We start from the raw sequence: 20,745 nt of genomic DNA, 5'->3' as shown, positions 1-20,745 counted from the left end.
AGATTCTAACAGGAGAGGTGAATAAAATGGGCTGTTTGTTTGACCAAGGCCCCGACTTTGGGACAGCATTATCTTTATCAGATGATGACTTTGAACTGGTGGGGTTTACTGGAGGTTTTACTTTTACATTTTACGGAATAAACTATGGCAGTGTTTTTGTAAACTCTAATGGAAATTTAACGTTTAACTCAGGAGATCCAGACTTCACCGAATCTTTTCCTGAATTTATCAATGGTAATAACCCGAGGATTGCACCAATTTGGGATGATTTTAATCCCTCAACAGGAGGTGCAGTATTTGTAAAACAATTACCGGACCGATTTATTGTTACATGGAATAACGTACCTGAATTCCCTAATACAGGCACCAATACTTTTCAAGTTGTTTTATTTGACACGGGATTAATTGGCTTTGCCTATTGCAATTTAGATAGTGTGGATGGCTTGGTTGGAGTTGCGAGTGGGAATGGCGGACCTTCGAGTGTATTTCGCTATGCTCCCCCGACTAATTTTGATCCTCAGCAAACAGTGGTAGGGCCAACAGGGTTTCTTGATACAAATAACCAATTTTTAATTTGGGAGTTCGATGGAGTTAACTATGATTTATTATTAGATACATGCTTTCAATGTCCAGACGACATAACGGTCTCAAATACTCCTGGTCAATGTGGAGCGATCGTCAATTATTCGGATCCTACGATAAACATCTGTAATGTTGTAACGACTGAGTGTACACCGCCATCAGGTTCTTTCTTTCCTGTGGGCACGACAACTGTTACCTGTACGGCTACAGATGCAGCTGGAAATACTTCTACGTGTTCCTTTACCGTCACAGTAAACGATACTGAACCACCTACTATTACTTGTCCGGCTAATGTTATTCAAGCAAATGATCCAGGACAATGCGGAGCCGTTGTCAATTACCCACCACCTACGGCTTCTGATAACTGTCCAGGGGTAACAGCTATATGCACACCAGCTTCAGGTTCTTTCTTTCCTGTGGGCACGACAACTGTTACCTGTACGGCTACAGATGCAGCTGGAAATACTTCTACGTGTTCCTTTACCGTCACAGTAAACGATACTGAACCACCTACTATTACTTGTCCAGCTAATGTTATTCAAGCAAATGATCCAGGACAATGCGGAGCCATTGTCAATTACCCACCACCTACGGCTTCTGATAACTGTCCAGGGGTAACAGCTATATGCACACCAGCTTCAGGTTCTTTCTTTCCTGTCGGCACGACGACTGTTACCTGTACAGCTACAGATGCAGCTGGAAATACTTCTACGTGTTCCTTTAACGTTACAGTAAACGATACTGAACCACCTATTATTTGCTGTTGCGATTGTGATTGCTGTTGCGATTGTGATTGTTGTTGCGATTGTGATTGTTGTTGCGATTGTGATTGTTGTTGCGATTGTGATTGTTGTTGCGATTGTGATTGTTGTTGCGATTGTGATTGTTGTTGCGATTGTGATTGTTGTTGCGATTGTGATTGTTGTTGCGATCGTGATTGTTGTTGCGATCGTGATTGTTGTTGCGATCGTGATTGTTGTTGCGATCGTGATTGCTGTAATTCTCGCCGAGATTCCCTATTACGATTTCTTTTACGATTGCTATTTATTAATTTTAAAAAGTAATAATTTTCTAAGCCAAGTTTTCTTGGCTTTTTTTATCCTAATAATTTATTTTATATATATTATGAAAAAACTACTGACCATAGGACAGACCCCCGAGAGTTTTTTCTGTTTTTAGGCTGTATACGCTATTCATTCTTTGTTGGAAAAGTTAAAGTTTATTATTTTGAATATTGACTAAGGTTTTTCTTTCTTTTCTAAAAACTCATTTATCATATTTAATTTCCTTACTGTTTAAATCGTATACTGTCTTAAATATAAAATCATGTTCATACATCTAAATGCCTCCCATCATCTCCAAGCGAAAAATCCTTTGAAAATATATGATAAGAAGTTTGGACATATGTAATAAATAGTTTTTAGCCATGAATAAAGAGCATTGATTAGAACAAACTACTCCAGATGAATTGAATAATCAAAAAAATATGATTGCGTTACAGGAAAACTACCTTAATCTCATGGGGTGGTATTTCTGTTTTTAAGCTGTATATCGTATACATATGTAGTTAACATAATGGATTTTCTCAGTATTCATAAGATTTTCAACCCATCTGTTCTTGTACTGAGAAAATATTCTCTGACAGTACGTCTCTATAAAGAAAATTGGCTATATTCCATGGAGATAGCTGGCTTTAAAAATATTTTTTAAAAAATAGTTGTAATACCCGGTACTCAGTAATACAATATACATATAATAAGTATTACTTAATAGCATGATTTTCAAAAAGTTATTAAGTGAAAATTCGCTTCGGTACTAAGTTATACTGAATATAAGTCAGACAAAATAGAGGAGGTTCTGAACATCGAAAATTTAACTGAAATGCTGAAGGGTTCGCTGGAAGGCTGTGTGTTAGAAATTATCAGCCGCCATGAAACCTATGGCTACGAGATTACACGCCGCCTGAACGAGCTTGGGTTTACCGAGGTCGTAGAAGGAACGGTCTACACTATTCTCGTACGATTAGAAAAGAAAAAACTGGTGAACATAGAAAAAAAACCATCAGATATGGGCCCACCCCGCAAGTTTTACTCACTTAATGAGGCTGGGCGTAAGGAACTTGAGTTGTTTTGGAAAAGGTGGGATTTTGTATCATCAAAAATCAACGTCTTGAAGTCAAACTAGCTTCATAAGATAGTACATCGGATATTTTTAGAGGATCTTATTAAGCTTTATAAAAAAGGAGGAAAAATGACATGATAGAAATATTCAAAAAAATGATTGGTGATAAAAAAGAGTATAAAATGATGATGGCACGGGTTGAAGACCTGCCAAAGGACTACCAGTTTGTATTTAAGAAAATTCAAAACTACATGTGGAATTTCTCATCTGGAAACGGGATGGATATGTTACACATGCAGTATGAATTAATTGAGTTATTTGAAGCAGGTGCTGCAGAAGGTAGACAAGTGCTAGAAATCACTGGGGACGACGTGGCTTCCTTTGCTGATGAACTAGTGGCAAATGCTAGGACCTATATGGCCAAGTATCGTGAAGATTTGAATCAGAGTATCATGGAACGATTAGGGAAAAATAAATTCAATCAGTAATACCGACTGAATAGCTAGTTACAAATGTGGATTGTCACTTTCGCTATTCAGTTATTTTTTTAACTCAGTACTAAGTTATACAGATTATAAGTCAGACTAAATAGTAGAGTATAGGGAATCTAGCTCCGCAAGGCGCTCAGCTGGATAATTACAGCTCTGGTAAGCAGACTTGTGGAGCTTTTTATAAGGAGGAAAAACGTATGAAGAATGAAGCTATTTCTGTAAAAGGGTTAAAAAAATCTTTTAAAGACAAAGAAGTTTTAAAAGGAGTAGATTTTGAGGTGCATCGTGGTGAAATTTTCGCACTGCTGGGTTCAAATGGAGCAGGCAAGACGACGACAGTCAACATTCTCTCAACACTGATGAAGGCCGATAACGGCGAAGTAAGTATTTACGGCTTTGACGTCCAGCGTCAATCGGCTGACGTTCGCCAGAGCATCAGCCTAACGGGGCAGTTCGCAGCTTTAGACGGCATGCTCACTGGGAAAGAAAACCTGATAATGATCGCCAAGTTGCGAGGGGTATCTAATCCCTATCAAGTAGCTGACAATCTACTTGCAAGATTCAGCCTGACCGACGCAGCCAACCGCCGGGCGGATCAATATTCTGGCGGGATGAAGCGCCGTCTTGACATAGCTATGAGTCTGATTGGGGCGCCAGCAGTCATTTTTCTCGACGAACCCACGACAGGACTTGATCCGGAAGCCCGGATTGAAGTCTGGAACACCGTCAAAGAGCTTGCTGGCGGCGGTACGACCATCTTGCTCACAACTCAATATTTGGAGGAAGCTGAACAATTGGCAGACCGTATAGCCATCCTACATGGCGGAAAAATCATCAAGACCGGTACTCTTACCGAACTCAAAGAGATGTTCCCCCCAGCAAAAGTGGAATACATTGAGAAGCAGCCAACATTGGAGGAAATCTTCCTCTCAATCATCGGCAAAAAGGAGGAGAGCTAAATGAAAAACAAAACAGGTGTATTACTAGAGCGTTTGATGCGCAACATCATGCGCAGTCCGGATACGATTATTACGGTGGCAATTACGCCGATTATGATGATGTTACTGTTTGTCTACGTATTTGGTGGCGCCATAAATACAGGAACAGACAATTACGTCAATTATTTATTACCGGGAATCTTGCTGATGGCTATCGCATCCGGCGTCGCTTATACTTCCGTGCGACTGTTTACGGATGTAAAAAGTGGACTGATGGCGCGTTTCATTACAATGCCTATTAAACGTTCTTCCGTATTATGGGCTCACGTGTTGACATCCCTTGTTTCTAATGCGCTTACTATCGTGGTAGTTATCCTCGTTGCGCTCCTGATGGGTTTTCGTTCTAGCGCTGATATCCTGGATTGGCTGGCGGTAGCCGGGATACTCGGGCTGTTTACGCTAGCCCTAACATGGCTGGCTGTTATTCCAGGGTTGACAGCGAGATCTATGGAAGGGGCCACAGGCTACTCGTACCCACTGATTTTCCTACCTTTTATCAGTTCCGCCTTTGTTCCCACTGAAACGATGCCTAAAATTGTTCGTGCATTTGCTGAGAACCAGCCCGTGACTTCAATCGTGAATACGATTCGTGCACTCTTGTATAATGGGTCTGTTGGCAACGATATCTGGATCGCACTTGCCTGGTGCGTCGGTATCATGGTCATCGCTTACTTCTTCGCCAGTAAAGAATTTAAACGCAAATTAGGGTAAATTTTTATAACTTGAGCAAACTACTCAAGACGCCGGGAGGCATCGACTACTTTCGAACCCTTATTCGTTTCTCTAAACAGAAAAAACCTACTGATCTCTGTCCAGTAGGTTTTTTCCTTTTTTAAGCTGTATATGGTATACATTATTAGTTAACATAATCAAAATTCTAGGAAACAAGAAGCTTGTTGAATTGAACAAGCTTCTTAACATATTCATTTATCTATTCACTTATCACAGATAAAACATTTCATTAACTTCCCATGATTCGACAATTTGACGTGCTGTTCTTGGATCATATCCTTTACCCATCAGATAAGTAATAGCTGCTACTTCCATCATAGCATGAGGAATCGATGTTTTTTGAGCTTCATTTAACCCATATTGTACCCATGGGTTAACCCTCGATAACGTTTCTTGTTTGAGATAGTATGACGTAGCGTAAGGAGGATACATAATAATTACATCCTTTCAAATATAGTTGAATATCACAATCTCATTTTATGCACGTTAACTACTCCTGTGAAATACGTAATTCATTGTCATATAACAACTAATGAATAACATTCTATAATTTGAGCACACTATTCAAGATGTCACAAACATCGTCCTAACAACAAATGTATGTAGGTGGATGAAAAAACTACTGATAATGTCCAGTAGTTTTTTCTCTTTTTATGCTGTATATCGTATACATGTTTAGTTAACATAATGTTTTTTATCGGAAAAGCTCTTAGAATAATTTATTCTAAGAGCTTTTTGAATTTATAGATCAGGGAGGCGTAAAAAGAAGGCCAAAAAGATACGGATTCAGAGCTGAAAGCATTCTAACTACACTATATGTTTTCATTCTCTGTTAGGTAACTTGCCTAAATTGAATACTTTTTTATCATTTGAGCAAGCTACTCAACTGTATGCATTCTTAGCTAACATACTGTAAGTGGCTTTTTCTCTTTTTAAAGTGTATAAAATATACTGAAAAAATTTTAAAATAGACAAACATACAAAAAGACCTTATTTTTTCACCATTTAAATAGGACAAGCATATGCTATATTGTAAGGCGAAATCTTTATAAAGAGGTGAATCTAATGGGCTATTGGAAAAATGATTATGATTCTGACTCCTCAAAAAATAAGAAGAAATATTATAAAAAATGCTGCTATTACTATTATTACGACGATCCTTGTTATAAAAAAGACAATAAAAATAAAGATAAAGATAAAAAACATGATTGCTGCTGTAAAAATAAAAAGCACTATTAATTAAAAAGCTCCTCAACATGGATTAATTAATTCTGTGTTGGGGAGTTATATATATTTCTACATAAAAAAACATTGACTTAAGCTTAGCCAATGTTTTTTAGTGATTAAAATTTTGAAAGAAGGTCTATTTTTAGAAAGACGGATGACTCTAAAAATGCTAACTACGCTATATTCATTGACATATTTTTAGGTGAATTGTCCATAACGAGTAAAATTCTATATTTTAAGCAAACTACATAAGACGCCGCAAGGTATCAACTTGGTGTAATTCGTTTTATGTTAGAAAAAACTACTGATAAGGTCCAGTAGTTTTTTTCTGTTTTTAGACTGTATATCCTATACAAAGTTAGTTGACATAATACCTCTTTCCGGAACACACATAAAAAAGAGAACCCCTATTGGGAAAAGGGTTCTCGATGGAGCCTTGTTTCTCCTTTATGCAGCTTTTTATACATCGTTGATATGACTACGTTCTTCGGACAGCTGAAGGAAACGAGAATGTATAAAAAGCGCACATTTTATACATATGCAATATCCCCGTAGAGATAGCTTTTTTTAGAAAAAAATGTTAATATGTAATTCCATAATGATGATGTTCAAAAGGCAACCTCTACCGACGACCGGAGGTTGCTTTTTATTTTGCTAACGAAATTAAGCACCTTAAAAGTATTGAAAATGATTTTTTAGACTTTAGTAGTAAAAATCGACTGAGAAGATACATCTCTTGATGGATAATAAAGATTAAATATTTATATAAAATATAAGGTAAATATAAAACGTTTATTGATTAGAACAGTTTAATATACTGACTTAAGAAAGGATCAAAAAATGAAAATTAATCACCTCAATCTAACTGTTACAGACGTACCGGCTACTCAGATTTTTTTGGAAACCTATTTTGGTTTAACATGTAAGTCAAGCAAAGGAAAAGGCTTTGCAGTAATGTTGGATAATGATGATTTTGTGCTTACTTTAATGAAGGGTAATGAAGTCCATTATCCAAAAAGTTTCCATATTGGATTCTCTCAGAAAAATGAAGAGGAGGTAAACAAAATCAATCAAAGATTGAAAGAAGGAGGATTTAACGTAGAACCGCCAAAACAATTACATCGTTATACCTTTTATGTAGAGTCACCTGAAGGATTCCTAATTGAAGTATTCTATTAAACATTATCACTTTTAAGTTAATGAGAATCCCTTCCAATTGAAAGGATATACAAGAAAGATTCTATTAGTCCTCATAAATTTGGGGGCTTTTCTTATATCTATCTTTATGCTACCTAGAATGATGTAATATCAGGTTTTATAACGAAGTAACAATTTTCATGGAAGGATAAAAGAATGAAAGTGGAAAAACAATAAATAATTTTAATTAATATTTTTACTCTGAATTCATTCGATTCTCAATACTTCCTTCTCTAGGACAAACTTTACTATGACCTATATCCTTGCTGTACCAGTTAATTTTATGGTCAATCATTGCTTGATAAGACATCAATTGATTTATTTTTGAATTTATGTTTTCATTTTGTTTTTTAAGCATTGATATTCGTTGATCAATTGTTTCATCACCCCGCATTACAAGAGCTACAAATTCTTTTAAATCAGCAATGGTCATACCCGTTGCTCGGAAACAGCAAATATATTTAAGCCATTCAATATCTTTAGCTTCATAAATACGTCTGCCACTTTCATTTCGCTTAATAATCGGAGTAATACCTTCTTTTTCATAATATCGCAAAGTATGAATTGATAAGCCTGTTTGATCTGATACCTGACTAATTGTATAGCTCATAGTTAATACCTCCTGTCTCTTTATTATTTATTACATATAACTATGGAATAAAGGCCCACTTACAAAAAAGTGAGCCACAAATATCAATATCTTTCTTTATTATATTTCCTGTTTAGTTGGTCTTACAATTATTTCATTGACAGCTATATTATCTGGTTGAGAAATTGCATATAAAATCGAATTAGCAATTGCTTCCGCAGGAAGTCCAAATTCCCTAATCTGTTCTTCAATACCTTTTTTAATTTCTTGATTAGAAATGCAATTTACCAATTCTGTATCCACTGCCCCAGGTGAAATAATTGTTGTACGAACATTATTTTCTACTTCTTCCTGTCGCAGCCCTTCAGTAATAGCCCTTACAGCAAATTTCGTACCTGAATAGACAGCACTTGACGGAAAAGCTATGTGCCCTGCAACAGAAGAAACATTAATAATATGCCCTTGTTTTTTTCTTCTCATATAGGGGAGAACCGCAGCAATACCATAAAGGACACCTTTTACATTTACATCAATCATTTGTTCCCATTCTGTCACTCTTTTTTCATGCAAATAAGAAAGGGGCATAAAACCAGCATTGTTAATCAGGACATCAATTTGTCCAAAGTTATCTAGGGTAAAACTTGCAAGATCTTCTAACTGTTGTTGAGAAGTAACGTCTGTTACTTTATATTCGACTGTACCACCTCGATTTTCAATTTCTGACTTGAGTTTTCGTAATCGGTCCTCACGTCTTGCAGATAGTACAACCTTAGCTCCTTTATTAGCAAGTACTTTAGCAGTTGCTTCACCGATTCCACTTGAAGCTCCAGTTAAAATAACTACCTTCTCTTCAACATTTAACATTACTGATCAATCCTTTCTAATCTTAAGATGTTTCTCAGTATAATACCTAGAGTGCGCTCTAGCTCAAGAGCTTTATAAAAAATTCATTTCTGCTTAAAAGCAAAATAGTCCGCCTTTAGGCGGCTTAACTAGCCTTCAGGCTTTTTGTTTTTTTAACGAGACAAAATATAAAAAGACCCTTGCAATTCTAAGAACGAATTGTTATTGAATCTAACTATGTATGGTTCGTCTATGGTAAGGACTGTCCATTATAAACATTCCAAAAAGGTACACCTTTTGAGATAACAAGAAATTAATAATAAAGTGTCTATTTAAATCTATAAATAAACCTTTTTAAACGACCGAAAAAACAATAGATGTTATTGTACATTTTTTTCAGGAATTGAATAATTTAAAATCGACTTAACTTCTGAGTATAAAAAAGTACGTTCGTAATTTATTTTCAAACTTAAACGAACGATAAAAATGATAGATTTCTTATCAAAAATAAAAGTCCGTAAAGGTATACTTTTACGGACAAGATATTTAAATCTATTATAAAGTGTTAAAGTACTTATTATCGTTAACAAAAAAGAAAGCTACCCCATCGTTGCAGGACGGATAGCTTTTAGGGAATTTATATGTTGAAATTAACGGAAAAGTCTGAATAATAGTATAACAAATTTATAAATAAGGTAATATAGGACAACCTTAAGCATACGTATAAAAGGTGTACTTTTTATCCCTCCTCCTACTTGGGTATCGGGTAAATGTAGTCATATCAAGGATGGATAAAAAGCTGCATAATTCATAATAGAGACCCTTTTGAAATCCCTTGTCGCACAAGGGATTTTTTTTCTGTTTGGTTCTTTTAAGAGGTATTATGTAAACTAAATTTGTATATGGTATACAGCCTAAAAAGAGAAAAAAACTACTGGACCTATCAGTAGTTTTTTCTCTTTTAGTAGTCGTAACCATCAGTGTAGAAGCCATCTCGTGGGTAGCAACGACGAACCCATCTACATTCTTGAACCCAACGACAGCGAGGAGGACGAGGATGATAAGGAGGATGATAAGGCTGTTGATGGTATTGAGGCTGTTGTTGTCTGTAAAAAGAATCATATTGGTGAAAATGTTGTAAATCGTTAGGATTTACTTCAGGTTGATAATGGTTATACAAAGTAATCTCTCCTTTGACTTTTCTCCAACATACTATATGTTCATTTAAGGATTTGATATGGACTTATAACTAGGAAAACGAGCCTGTTTTTAGGTATTTAAACTAAATTTAACTTTTAATCTGTATTTTTTATTAGGTTAATGCCGATAACACTCATTATGTTAACTAAACATGTATACGATATACAGCTTAAAAACAGAAAAAAACTACCTTAGACTTAGGAGAGATAAGGTAGTTTTTTCTGGAATAGCTAAAGAAAATAGGTTGTGGACGCCTCACGACGTCTTGTGTAGTTTGCTCAAAATACTTATAGTTATTCATATTCATGGGTTTACGCATGTCTAATGGTAAATCCGAATAATATGACAATGGATTTAATTTTCAGTAGTAGGGGGAGTAATAATGATTGATGGATTTGTAGAGAGATCCTTAGATGAAATTCGTTTTTGGTCAAGGATTATGAAAGAACATTCTTTATTTCTTAGATTGGGTTTTAGATGTGAAGATACTCAATTAATTCAGGAAGCAAATCAATTTTATCATTTGTTTGAACAGATAGAACACAGGGCTCACTCATTTACTAACCAAACAGATCCTGAACAAATGAAAAGGTTTAATTCAGAGGTTCAACAAGCTGCTACTGGCATATTTGCTTTTAAAAGAAAGATTTTAGGTTTAATTTTAGATGGCCGAATGCAAGGGGCAAATAACTTTCCTCTGTTGGTTGACCATATTAGTAGAGAAGCTAACTATTTTAGAAAGAGACTGATTGAATTAAACGAGGGAAAATTAAAACCACTCGCTGATGCTATTATCAAGGAAAATGTATTCTTTTTAAGAATTATGGCTGATCATGCCAAATTTATAGGTCATCTCCTTGATCCATCAGAAAGAAAACTAGTAGATATGGCTAGAAACTTTAGCAATGATTTTGATCAATTAGTTTTTCAAGCAAGAGACTTGGAATCTATGAAACCTCAATCTCAGACTGTCCCCCTTCTAGATCAATTTCTTGATGAAAACCGTGTTTCAGTTGCATCACTTCGGGATTTTAAGAAAACGGCCAGAGAATTAATTGAAGAATGCAGAATTAAGAGTATTATCCATCCACTTCTAGCAGATCATACTTTTCGTGAAGCCGAAAGATTTCTTCATATCATTGATATGTTTGAAGCTAGCTTAAGAAACCAAGATCAATCCTAATTTCTGAAAGAAATGAGATGAAATATATGTTAGTGGTTTGTAAGAAACATGTTAAGGAAGGTATTACGTGCTTTGATGTTCCTCATGTAAAGAAAATTAGCAATTCTAAACTCAGTTGTTTGTTTTGTAAGGAAGAAGCCAAAATAGAGGTCTTTTTGAGAATCTCTGATAAACCTACATTCTTTAAGCTTAACTAAACAATTTTTTCAAAGGCCTTTGTAAATTATAAAGGCCTTTTTATTTCCGATAAACAACATTATGGTAACTAGCTCTGTATACCATATACATCCTAAAAAAGCGAAAAACCTACTGGACAGAGATCAGTAAGTTTTTCTGTAACGTATCATGGTTTTTGGAGTGACACTTAAAGTGTCTTGAGTAATTTGCTCTGGTTACGATGTATTAATTCATATAAAAAGTAAATAACCCATGAATCAATACATTCAAGGGTTATCTACTAGTTCAATTTACAAGCACGTGAGGACTTTATAAATCATATGCCTGTTTTAAAATGTTAGGACTCCTTGTCCATAAAAAACAAACTACCCCTAAGTCGTTTGGAAAGGTCGGGAGGTAGTTTATTAGGTGGAACGAGGAAAATATAAATCTTGCTACGAAGGACGCTATCCATCTTGAGTAGTTTGCTCGTAGTATGAGAAAATATACGATGTTAAAATCCCTTAGAATTATAATTTTAAGGGATTTTTCTCTTATAATAGAATTTAAAAACCGTCGTGACTTGTAAATGGAATATTTAATCTGCTTTCTACCGCACGTAGTCTTTGATTTAACCTATTCAGACGGAATGTATGGCGTTCAACAATTTGATTTAGCCGGGTAATTTCTCTTGCCTGTTGCTGGTTTTGTCTTTCAAGATTTCTAATTCTTCTTTCAAACCCTCCTAGACTTTGAGGTTGTTGTCTATCAAACTCCTCTTGTTCTTGCTGTGGTGTATATAGATCGTAATCATAAGGGATATAGTTATAGTATTCAGTCTGTTGCGGAATATATCCAGGATAATAATTATATGGGTTCATCTGGTCATCTCTCCTCTAAATTTTCCAAATTGGGGTAAATACCCTATAACTTATGTATTTATAGGAGAAGTGATAAGGGCAAAAGTCTAGGGATAACCTTGATAGTAAAGCTTTGGGCTATTTTATGCTTTTTACTGATTAATTTACCTACCGACCCATCAAAAGACCCTTAAATCATTTAAGGGTCTTTTGATGCCGATAATGATGATTATGTTAACTAAACATGTATGGCGTATACAGTATAAAAAGAGAAAAAAACTCCTGGGCTCAATCAGAAGTTTTTTTCAAAGGTTATTATACATGAGATGATATCCATCATCTTGGGTAGTTTGCTCAAATTGTTAAATGTTATTCGTATAAACAATTCACCTGAAAACAGGTCGATGAATAGAATGTAATCTGGATTCTTAGAATCATCCGTTTTTTTTTGAGAAAATGCTTTCCTCAGAGTATTTATCTAAATATAAAAAACATTGGCTAAGGATTAGCCAATGTTTTTTATATTTGTTGCATCATTTGTTTTATTCATTATAGGTAAGTTACTTAAAGTAAAGAGACTGAATATGCTGGAATTGATGAATTTATAAAGCTTTGATTTTTCAGATCTAGTAAGTTATTCTAAAAAGCCTTAGGATCATTGATTTTAAGGCTTTTGGATATAGTTCATTATTATATAAGAGTGGTCAATTACAAAAAAATAACACAGATCTCCCTGATGAATAATTTATATAAACATGAGCGTTTAATTGGAGGTATAAAAGTGACTAATTTTCAATCATTCAGTGGAGTAATAACTATGATTAGCGATTTTATGACAGGAATAAATGAAGAAACAGGATGTAATAAATTAGTATCAGTAGATAACGGTTACGGAACTTTAGTGAATTTTGTTATGACACCAGACACTTATGTTGTTGATTATGCAATGTTATCTATAGGAGATAGAATAACAGCGTTTTATGATATGGATGTAGCAGTTCCCTTGATATTTCCACCACAATATCGCGCAGTTATTATGGTTAAAGATACACCTTATCAAAATGTAAAAGTAGACTATTTTAATAGTCAATTGGAGAGCAGTGATGGCAAATTAAAATTAAATATTGCTCCTTCTACTCAGATTGTATTAAAAAATGGGCAAGCATTTACAAGGTACCCTTCAAATCGAAACTTAATAGTTGTTTATGGACCTACAACAAAGAGTATTCCTGCCCAAACAACACCGTATAAAATAATTGTTGTTTGTTAGTAACACCAGTATGACTTGTACTAGTTTAAATTATATATTTAGACTGATGGTTTTATTTCATCAGTCTAGTCAATTCAATTTGTTTCGGATCTATGCTAAATCACATGGGGAAAACAAAGAGCCTGCTAATAAACTATCAATTAATATAAAAAGGGACTACCAAAACCAGGGGCCACCGAAACCAGCTCTCCCCATAAACCGTACGTCTCCATGGTTTAACTGATTTTCTTGAAAATATAAATTAGGTAACAAGTGCATTTCTGAATTCATGATCAAAACCTCCGTTTTTTCTTATCAAAGCAAGAATATGCATTTACCTAGCTTCCTTTTTGGGTGAATGTCCATATTTTGAAAAAAATAAGTAAGAAGTAATAGTAGAGAAAAGCCTATTTTTAAAATAGAAAATAACGAAAAGGCATTATACAAGCTATAAAGAAATATCTTAATTTCTGGAGGTGAAATTATGGCGGTTGTTAAAGCTACCACTTCAGACATAGCTCTTTTAGCGAGACTCCTTAGAGCAGAAGGTGAAGGTGAAGGCGAAAAGGGGATGCTTCTTATAGGAAATGTGGGAGTTAATCGAATCAGGGCGAATTGCTCTGATTTTAAAGGACTGAGAACTATTCCACAAATGATTTATCAACCCCATGCATTTGAAGCTACTCAAAAAGGCTATTTCTATCAAAGAGCAAGAGAAAGTGAAAAACGTTTGGCACGTCGAACTGTCAGAGGAGAACGTAGTTGGCCTGCAAAATTTAGTTTATGGTATTTCAGACCTCCTCAACAGTGCCCTCAAACATGGTACAATCAACCCCTTGTTGCTCGATATAAGCTTCATTGCTTTTATCAACCAAAAGCTGAAACATGCGAAAATATTTATAATACTTATTAGGAATTCTCTATAATTTTATAAGATGATGTATTAATCTATATCATTAAAAGCAAAAAAACTAACTTCTTTCTGACTCAAAGTTAGTTTTTTTGCTTTTTAAGTTGTATATTTTCAAAGGATTTTCTCAACGTTCAAGTCCACTATGAAGTATATTTGATGTTAAAAAGGCGCCAACAGGAGGCAAATCGATGTTGCTAACGGCAGGTCCTGTGAGACTTGTATCTGTCGTAGCAACCCAAGTTCCATTCCTACCTGCTAGTAAAGAAGGTGGGTTCATAATAACCCGCCCACTTAAAACAAGATGTCGAATTTTAGTAGTGGAATCATCAAACATAGTTAAGTTACCAGAATATGTGGCATAGGGTGAATCAAAGCCGATTTGTTTGGCACTCTCATTCCAATATCCATTAATGGGAATGAGAGTGCTACGAAAATTAACTGTACCCATTACTCTATTACCTGTAATAGAGTTAATGATAAGCACACCCCAAACCATAGGTCTACCTGCAATCTCAGCATGGATACCCCATCGTGATGGAAATGGCATACTAACCCTGACCTTCTCTGTAGGTTGCAAAGCTGATTCCTCCCCTTTTCTGGTGCCATAAATTATGAATACTTAGAAACATGTAAATGAAACAATTCGTCTTGTATCTATACCAAAAATAGTCCAGAATCGTCCATTCCATCTGAAACCAGCAACTGATCTCGGTCCCACAAAAATAGGGAAATACCAAAAACTTGACCCATTTCTAAGCCATATATATGTGTTACGGAATAAACACAACGAAATGGCGCCTGGATCGACTGCAAATGGTGTTGCTGTTTGCTGTTGTGGGATGAATGCTGGTGGTGGGGCAGTTGGAGCTTGCTGTCCACCAGGTGATCCGGGGAAACCACCAGGTGATCCGGGGAAACCACCAGGTGATCCAGGGAAACCACCAGGTGATCCGGGGAAACCACCAGGTGATCCGGGGAAACCACCAGGCGATCCAGGGAAACCACCAGGGAGACTAGGGGATGGGAACTGTGGGCCCAAAAGTCTTGGATAAAAATAAGAATCTATATAACTTACATCCATATTTTTTCACCTCAATATATTATTAATACCTAATACAATATGAGAAATAGGCCCAAAATGTTCGGACCCTTATGAATATAGCAAAAAACCTTAAACAAAATATGTTAAAGAGTCTTTAAGTTCAGTCGTAATGGGATCTTATCTAATAAGATCCCATTATTTATTTCCGATAATAACGATTATGTTAACTAAAGATGTATACGATATACAGCGTAAAAGAAGAAACAACTACTGAGGCTTAAACAGTAATTGTTTCTTAAATCTTATAAAAGACAAAGTAGTTAATGAGAATGGAACGCTCAACTTATAATATGCACGTCAATGATAAGGGTGAGGACAAGTGCTGATTCTATATAAAAATTTTATTATTTTTATATCTACTTCCTAGAAATCACATTATGGTGCGACAAGATGTCGCTTTTATATAGTGTGGCTTATGCCACTGGTTTAGACGCAAAAGCTATCCCCGTCCAAAACTGCGTTTCTGGTAACGGATTCGTGGGTTGCATGCGGAAATGCGGAAACAGAGAGTCAGTGCACGACTCGGAACACTGCTAGGGGAAGATGAGCATGGTGAACATTAGTGAAGGTTTGTAAGCTTCGTCAATGTTAGCTCAGGATAGTGCACAGATTTGCCTGGGTATTGGCAAGAGGAAAAGCAGATTCATAATGCTGCTGTGACGCGTCCCGTATCTTGCCCGGAGTAAAGAACCCACCTAACCTCGTTGTATCTATAAGATGCGGAACTTGGTAAGCCCTTTGTCATCTGTGTAAACAGTAGGATGACTGCAAAGTCAAACGATGTGGCAGAGGGTAAAGGATACGAGAGAAAGCAAATGCCATTATCTCGAAAGAGAACAGGAAAGCAGGAAACTGTATAACTGGATGGATACTATCGTCCTTACGGACAAACCCATGATAGGCCCGAAAAGGAGCTGACTTCTCGTTGGTCTCTCGTAGGAACATAAGGTTGTGGCTATCTTCTGACGAAAGAAACGTACTGTTATGTATACCTCCATTTGGAGCGTCGGCGTACGTTTTACTTACCGATATGGTATGTGATGAGGATACGACAGCAAATGGATCTGCAATGGGAGGCTTGAGCCGATGTGTCTTGAAAGGGACTCGCACGGTTCTTAGGGGAGGCAGGGGCAGCGATGCCCCTAACTTACCCGACTTAACTAGATATGAATACGGTATACAAGCTATTTTGATAGATGTCCAAGCAATTCACTCACTCTTGTATATATTAAATATGTACAAGCATTATAAAACTATTAATATAGGAGTGAAGGAATAAATGGCTTTAAATGGTGGTAATACTGTAGTTGAATCAGCTGCTATTGCCTTGATTAACCAAGAAAGACAAAGAAATGGATTAAGACCCTTACAAGTAGATGCTACTTTAAATAGATTAACTGCGATTAAAGCGCAAGATATGGCTGTAAATCAATCTTGCGAACATTATAGTCCTACAATTGGCGGGGATGAGGGCGTTTTATTAAATAGAGAAGGAATTACAAATGTGTATGCTGTTTTTAACATTGCTTGTGGACCTGGATCAACACTAGATACAGCCCAAAAGGTTGTAAACGCGTGGATAAATAGTCCACCTCATTATGCTAACATATTAGACCCAAATATCACTCGAATTGGTATTGGACAAGTATATTCACCACAAAATAATACCAATTATTGGTCAATGATCGCTACAAGTGATTTTCAAGCCCGAAATGGATGGGTTCAACAAGGTGGAAAATGGTACTTTTATGTTAATGGCATACCGCAGACAGGATGGGTGCAAGTTGGAGAATTATGGTATCTTCTCGATAATACTGGAGCTTGGACACAGTGGTTATATAAAGCCCCCTTTTATCACTACTACAATGGCACTAACTGGTCAACATACTATTACGATGCCCAGAATAAACAATGGTGGTTCTGGAATGGTACTGCATGGGTAAGATCGCAGTAATGTTAATCAAAGTGAAAAAATGAAAACTGTCTAGATCACATTCGAAGGAAAATGCTACTACTTTGTTCTTATTACCATTTTTAACGATTAAAGAAAGATCTTTATCTTGAAAAAGCATAAAAAGATACTAGTTCAAAGTCAATTCGTTTTCGATTAACTGATAGAATTACGCGCAATATCAAATAATTATGTCAATTAACAATTAATAAGTTAAAAAAGACGCTAACTTATAAAAAGGAGATGTTAAACATTGAGACCAAAAAAGGAGAAAAGGGAGAAAAAAAGAAATAAAATAATGAAGAATCGAACCTCTTATACTGCTAATCAACCACCTCCTACTGATTCACTGTTAAATATGCTATCATCAAATCCTCCATTAAATCCACCGTTAAATATGTTACCATCAAATTCCTCATCAAATCCACCGTCAAATATGCCCCCATTTATTTAATAACTATTTAGAAACAATAAAAAGAATTTGACTATTCTTCTGATAGAATAGAAGGCATTGGAATTATTTCCTCCAATGCTTTTTTATTTTCAATAGTACTTATTATGTAAAATAGAAATGAATACTTTATACATTGAAGAAATAGAAAATGAATAAAACCTATACATAAGGTGTTTTGCCATCAGTTTAAATTTGCATTATATTATAGAATTTTGAGTATATTACAAAACTTTTCATAAATGTGATTATGGTAGCTAACTTTGTATAGGGTATATAAAAATTCCGTAAGCGCCGTGACCAAAGGTGGACAAGCTGCATCTATTGTTAATAGGTGTGATTTGTATACAAGCTATTTCAATACAAATCGTACAAGCTATTCCATAAATGGAGAGGGGATATGTGAAAAATGGATAAATATTATTATTTTGGACCAGATTATCAGAAAAGAAATCAAAATATTCCTTTGGTTAATGTAAATGTAAATTGTTATTGTGGTCAGAAAAAAGGCAGAAAGAAAAAGGCACCGAATACCCCAATGCCGCCTAATACCCCAATGCCACCGAATACCCCAATGCCGCCTAATACCCCAATGCCGCCTAATACCCCAATGCCACCGAATACCCCAATGCCGCCTAATACCCCAATGCCACCGAATACCCCAATGTCACCGAATACCCCAATGCCGCCTAATACCCCAATGCCACCGAATACCCCAATGTCACCGAATACCCCAATGCCGCCTAATACCCCAATGCCACCGAATACCCCAATGTCACCGAATACCCCAATGTCACCTGGTACTTTGCCTTATATTTTTTAAAACAAAAATGCATGTATAGCAGTGAGTAAGAGAACAACCATCCCTAATTTATAATAAAAAGGAATGACGTAATAATTGCCTCATGAATATAACCGTACTTCCTTTAATACAACAGAAACAGTTAGCGTTACTAACCTTTACCATTCAGTCGGCGCAGATCTCCTTGTTGGAAATAATGGTAGGATTCTATTTGAGGGCAGGAGCACCCTTGCTTTTGCCTGAAATTTATCATTGCTTCTTACTCTCTTTTTTTAACTTTCCTTCGCCATTTTAGGTCTCGAAAACGCACTAAATTAACATTTTAAAAGCTGAAGAAAGAAAAAACACTGGTTTGAACAAGTTTTTTTTCTTTCATTTATGTGTACTAAGTTTGTATATTATATACAGCCTAAAAACAGAAAAAGCTACTGGCCAACAAGTACCAGTAGCTTTTTTTATTCTTGTAGATAGGATGGATTATAATTTATGATATTCAAATTAATTACAGGTGCTTGGACGGGCGTTGATATTATAAAAAAATTAGTTAACTTTAATTGATATAGTGGGAGTATACAGGTAGAAGTGAAAGGTTTCCTTTATGATTACCTATAATTTTCATTATGTTAACTAAGATTGAATACGATATACAGCCTAAAAACAGAAAAAACTACCTTAATCCCATGAGGTAGTTTTTTCTGGAATAACTAAAGAAAAATAGGTTGTGGATGCCTCACGGCGTCTTGAGTAGTTTGCTTAAATGATAAGAAATTATTCATAATAGACAAGTTACGATTTCAAGGTTAATGAGCTTTACTTAATCCCTTTTTAATTAACTCTAAAATAGCCTCATTTCTAGAAGGTATCGCTTTAGTTTCCTTATACTCATCAATCTTCTTTACAATTTCAACAGGCAGCCGTACAAATTGAGCATGCTTTTTCTGTTTCTCATGCATATATAGGTCCTCCACCTTCATGATAAAAATATTTTATATAAAACGATCATTTGAATTCATAATAATCAGATAAATAAAAAATAACTATCATCAAAACATTACAGTTATGGTTTAATATGTAAAAAGATATCTTGTTACTATATTGATAGGTCCTATAAAGTTCATTATGTTAACTAAAGCTGTATATCATATACAGGTTGAAACAGAAAAAACTACTGACTCATCAAATATCAGTAGTTTTTTCTGCTATATACATTTATCACATCAGGCTGATGCCTCACAGCATCTTGAGTAGTTTGCTCATAATATAAAAAATTATTTATCATAGGCAAGTTACCTAAAAACATAAGAAAGAATATGATGTAATTAATTAAGAAAAGGATAAGAAATAGAAACATGTACTGCATACCATCCTTTAAATATACAAAGCTAAAAGCAATTAGAGTTTTAATTCTAATTGCTTTATTGCTGATAATGACTGTTATGCCCACTAGATATGAATACAATATAGATCAAAAAACAGTCCATATCAGGAGATGGACTGTTTTTTCTTATCAAGTGAAAACTCTTTCTTTGAAAGTGATAAAAATCTATTAGAGAAGGGAGTCTTTATATGTCTAATCGTCGCGAATTTGGATCTGCTTTATTAATTGTATTATTTATTCTTTTGATCATTACTGGATGTATTTGTTTTGGAGGAGGCTTTGGTAGCTGCTCATAGTAATAACTAAATAAGGACTCTTCTCATTTTCGAGAATATTGATTATGTTAACTACATATGTATACGATATACAGCGTAAAAGCAGAAAAAACTACCGCGGTTCAAACAGCAGTTTTTTCTTAGATCTTATAGAAGACAAAGTAGCTAATGAAAATGGGACGTTCAACTTATAATATGCACATCAATCATAAGGGTGAGGACAAGTGCTGATTCTATATAAAACTTTTATTATTTTTATATCTATTTCCTAGAAAACTCATTATGTAAACTGAAAATGTATATAATATACATCTTAAAACAAAAAAATGACATTTGTCCAAGACAAGTTAAATATCCATTGCCTATACTGTTTCATACCTTCTATTTCATTGAGAGATATTCCTTTTGTTTTAAAGGGATATCTTTTTTATGTAGATTTAATTAA

At 35.2% G+C, this 20,745-nt stretch carries 20 protein-coding genes and 1 pseudogene; 14 read left to right on the top strand and 7 right to left on the bottom strand.

Going from position 1 to position 20,745, the window contains the following annotated elements; translation table 11 throughout:
- Positions 1-26 precede the first annotated feature (26 nt).
- The 6 genes and pseudogenes from LIS78_RS31670 to LIS78_RS30605 all read left to right on the top strand — a co-directional run.
- Positions 27-1,304 (top strand): annotated as a pseudogene (locus LIS78_RS31670) (HYR domain-containing protein); the annotation flags it as partial.
- 49 nt (positions 1,305-1,353) lie between these two features.
- Complete coding sequence (locus LIS78_RS30625) at positions 1,354-1,761, top strand: hypothetical protein (RefSeq protein WP_252285715.1); 408 nt, start codon at positions 1,354-1,356, stop codon at positions 1,759-1,761.
- Positions 1,762-2,445: 684 nt separating this feature from the next.
- Positions 2,446-2,766 (top strand): PadR family transcriptional regulator, encoded by a 321-nt coding sequence (locus LIS78_RS30620; protein ID WP_252285762.1) that lies wholly within the window; start codon positions 2,446-2,448, stop codon positions 2,764-2,766.
- Between the two features lie 71 nt (positions 2,767-2,837).
- Positions 2,838-3,191, top strand: coding sequence for a DUF1048 domain-containing protein (locus tag LIS78_RS30615; protein ID WP_252285714.1), 354 nt, complete (start codon positions 2,838-2,840; stop codon positions 3,189-3,191).
- A gap of 200 nt (positions 3,192-3,391) precedes the next feature.
- Positions 3,392-4,153, top strand: coding sequence for an ABC transporter ATP-binding protein (locus LIS78_RS30610; protein ID WP_252285713.1), 762 nt, complete (start codon positions 3,392-3,394; stop codon positions 4,151-4,153).
- Positions 4,154-4,903 carry an ABC transporter permease gene (locus LIS78_RS30605; protein ID WP_252285712.1) on the top strand — a complete coding sequence of 250 codons (750 nt, stop codon included), beginning with the start codon at positions 4,154-4,156 and terminating at the stop codon, positions 4,901-4,903.
- A gap of 231 nt (positions 4,904-5,134) precedes the next feature.
- Here LIS78_RS30605 and LIS78_RS30600 read toward each other — a convergent pair whose 3' ends face one another.
- A complete protein-coding gene (locus tag LIS78_RS30600) occupies positions 5,135-5,356 on the bottom strand; it encodes a hypothetical protein (RefSeq protein WP_252285711.1) in 222 nt (73 codons plus the stop codon).
- Between the two features lie 1,635 nt (positions 5,357-6,991).
- Here LIS78_RS30600 and LIS78_RS30595 point away from each other — a divergent pair.
- The gene (locus tag LIS78_RS30595) at positions 6,992-7,330 is read left to right on the top strand and encodes a VOC family protein (protein WP_252285710.1); all 339 of its coding nucleotides are present in this window, start codon (positions 6,992-6,994) and stop codon (positions 7,328-7,330) included.
- A gap of 214 nt (positions 7,331-7,544) precedes the next feature.
- Here LIS78_RS30595 and LIS78_RS30590 read toward each other — a convergent pair whose 3' ends face one another.
- Entirely contained in the window at positions 7,545-7,958 is a 414-nt protein-coding gene (locus LIS78_RS30590) for a MerR family transcriptional regulator (protein WP_252285709.1), read from the bottom strand.
- A 99-nt stretch (positions 7,959-8,057) separates the two neighbouring features.
- A complete protein-coding gene (locus LIS78_RS30585) occupies positions 8,058-8,801 on the bottom strand; it encodes an SDR family oxidoreductase (RefSeq protein WP_252285708.1) in 744 nt (247 codons plus the stop codon).
- Positions 8,802-9,776: 975 nt separating this feature from the next.
- On the opposite strand from LIS78_RS30585, the gene LIS78_RS30580 reads away from it, so the two are divergent.
- Both LIS78_RS30580 and LIS78_RS30575 read left to right on the top strand, forming a co-directional pair.
- Positions 9,777-9,929, top strand: coding sequence for a hypothetical protein (locus LIS78_RS30580; protein ID WP_252285707.1), 153 nt, complete (start codon positions 9,777-9,779; stop codon positions 9,927-9,929).
- Positions 9,930-10,362: 433 nt separating this feature from the next.
- The gene (locus LIS78_RS30575; protein WP_252285706.1) at positions 10,363-11,163 is read left to right on the top strand and encodes a DUF2935 domain-containing protein; all 801 of its coding nucleotides are present in this window, start codon (positions 10,363-10,365) and stop codon (positions 11,161-11,163) included.
- A gap of 722 nt (positions 11,164-11,885) precedes the next feature.
- Here the strand turns inward: LIS78_RS30575 and LIS78_RS30570 are convergent.
- Entirely contained in the window at positions 11,886-12,200 is a 315-nt protein-coding gene (locus tag LIS78_RS30570; RefSeq protein WP_252285705.1) for a hypothetical protein, read from the bottom strand.
- A 760-nt stretch (positions 12,201-12,960) separates the two neighbouring features.
- Here LIS78_RS30570 and LIS78_RS30565 point away from each other — a divergent pair.
- Both LIS78_RS30565 and LIS78_RS30560 read left to right on the top strand, forming a co-directional pair.
- The gene (locus tag LIS78_RS30565) at positions 12,961-13,449 is read left to right on the top strand and encodes a hypothetical protein (RefSeq protein WP_252285704.1); all 489 of its coding nucleotides are present in this window, start codon (positions 12,961-12,963) and stop codon (positions 13,447-13,449) included.
- Between the two features lie 463 nt (positions 13,450-13,912).
- The gene (locus LIS78_RS30560) at positions 13,913-14,341 is read left to right on the top strand and encodes a cell wall hydrolase (RefSeq protein ID WP_171776420.1); all 429 of its coding nucleotides are present in this window, start codon (positions 13,913-13,915) and stop codon (positions 14,339-14,341) included.
- Between the two features lie 124 nt (positions 14,342-14,465).
- Here LIS78_RS30560 and LIS78_RS30555 read toward each other — a convergent pair whose 3' ends face one another.
- Positions 14,466-14,837 carry a hypothetical protein gene (locus LIS78_RS30555; RefSeq protein WP_252285703.1) on the bottom strand — a complete coding sequence of 124 codons (372 nt, stop codon included), beginning with the start codon at positions 14,835-14,837 and terminating at the stop codon, positions 14,466-14,468.
- Positions 14,838-14,960: 123 nt separating this feature from the next.
- The gene (locus LIS78_RS30550) at positions 14,961-15,422 is read right to left on the bottom strand and encodes a collagen-like protein (RefSeq protein ID WP_252285702.1); all 462 of its coding nucleotides are present in this window, start codon (positions 15,420-15,422) and stop codon (positions 14,961-14,963) included.
- 1,300 nt (positions 15,423-16,722) lie between these two features.
- Between LIS78_RS30550 and LIS78_RS30545 the strand changes: the two genes are divergently transcribed.
- Together LIS78_RS30545 and LIS78_RS30540 are read left to right on the top strand one after the other, a co-directional pair.
- Positions 16,723-17,397 (top strand): CAP domain-containing protein, encoded by a 675-nt coding sequence (locus tag LIS78_RS30545; RefSeq protein WP_252285701.1) that lies wholly within the window; start codon positions 16,723-16,725, stop codon positions 17,395-17,397.
- Between the two features lie 857 nt (positions 17,398-18,254).
- Positions 18,255-18,668, top strand: coding sequence for a hypothetical protein (locus LIS78_RS30540; RefSeq protein WP_252285700.1), 414 nt, complete (start codon positions 18,255-18,257; stop codon positions 18,666-18,668).
- A 779-nt stretch (positions 18,669-19,447) separates the two neighbouring features.
- Here the strand turns inward: LIS78_RS30540 and LIS78_RS30535 are convergent.
- Positions 19,448-19,600: a ribbon-helix-helix domain-containing protein gene (locus LIS78_RS30535; RefSeq protein ID WP_252285699.1), complete on the bottom strand. Its 153-nt coding sequence runs from the start codon at positions 19,598-19,600 to the stop codon at positions 19,448-19,450.
- 613 nt (positions 19,601-20,213) lie between these two features.
- On the opposite strand from LIS78_RS30535, the gene yjcZ reads away from it, so the two are divergent.
- Complete coding sequence (yjcZ, locus tag LIS78_RS30530; RefSeq protein ID WP_252285698.1) at positions 20,214-20,321, top strand: sporulation protein YjcZ; 108 nt, start codon at positions 20,214-20,216, stop codon at positions 20,319-20,321.
- Positions 20,322-20,745: the final 424 nt, after the last annotated feature.

It is taken from the genome of Priestia megaterium (assembly GCF_023824195.1).
GTDB classification, from domain to species: Bacteria; Bacillota; Bacilli; order Bacillales; family Bacillaceae_H; genus Priestia; species Priestia megaterium_D.
The sequence above is the reverse complement of the archived record's forward strand: the minus strand, read 5'-3'. Positions and strand labels throughout refer to the sequence as shown.

Excerpts from the sequence above, each read along its gene's own strand:
- LIS78_RS30615 (WP_252285714.1), top strand. The coding sequence starts at position 2,838 with ATGATAGAAATATTCAAAAAAATGATTGGTGATAAAAAAGAGTATAAA.
- LIS78_RS30610 (WP_252285713.1), top strand. The coding sequence starts at position 3,392 with ATGAAGAATGAAGCTATTTCTGTAAAAGGGTTAAAAAAATCTTTTAAA.
- LIS78_RS30605 (WP_252285712.1), top strand. The coding sequence starts at position 4,154 with ATGAAAAACAAAACAGGTGTATTACTAGAGCGTTTGATGCGCAACATC.
- LIS78_RS30600 (WP_252285711.1), bottom strand. The coding sequence starts at position 5,356 with ATGTATCCTCCTTACGCTACGTCATACTATCTCAAACAAGAAACGTTA.
- LIS78_RS30595 (WP_252285710.1), top strand. The coding sequence starts at position 6,992 with ATGAAAATTAATCACCTCAATCTAACTGTTACAGACGTACCGGCTACT.
- LIS78_RS30590 (WP_252285709.1), bottom strand. The coding sequence starts at position 7,958 with ATGAGCTATACAATTAGTCAGGTATCAGATCAAACAGGCTTATCAATT.
- LIS78_RS30585 (WP_252285708.1), bottom strand. The coding sequence starts at position 8,801 with ATGTTAAATGTTGAAGAGAAGGTAGTTATTTTAACTGGAGCTTCAAGT.
- LIS78_RS30575 (WP_252285706.1), top strand. The coding sequence starts at position 10,363 with ATGATTGATGGATTTGTAGAGAGATCCTTAGATGAAATTCGTTTTTGG.
- LIS78_RS30570 (WP_252285705.1), bottom strand. The coding sequence starts at position 12,200 with ATGAACCCATATAATTATTATCCTGGATATATTCCGCAACAGACTGAA.
- LIS78_RS30560 (WP_171776420.1), top strand. The coding sequence starts at position 13,913 with ATGGCGGTTGTTAAAGCTACCACTTCAGACATAGCTCTTTTAGCGAGA.
- LIS78_RS30555 (WP_252285703.1), bottom strand. The coding sequence starts at position 14,837 with ATGGTTTGGGGTGTGCTTATCATTAACTCTATTACAGGTAATAGAGTA.
- LIS78_RS30550 (WP_252285702.1), bottom strand. The coding sequence starts at position 15,422 with ATGGATGTAAGTTATATAGATTCTTATTTTTATCCAAGACTTTTGGGC.
- LIS78_RS30545 (WP_252285701.1), top strand. The coding sequence starts at position 16,723 with ATGGCTTTAAATGGTGGTAATACTGTAGTTGAATCAGCTGCTATTGCC.
- LIS78_RS30540 (WP_252285700.1), top strand. The coding sequence starts at position 18,255 with ATGGATAAATATTATTATTTTGGACCAGATTATCAGAAAAGAAATCAA.
- LIS78_RS30535 (WP_252285699.1), bottom strand. The coding sequence starts at position 19,600 with ATGCATGAGAAACAGAAAAAGCATGCTCAATTTGTACGGCTGCCTGTT.
- yjcZ (WP_252285698.1), top strand. The coding sequence starts at position 20,214 with ATGTCTAATCGTCGCGAATTTGGATCTGCTTTATTAATTGTATTATTT.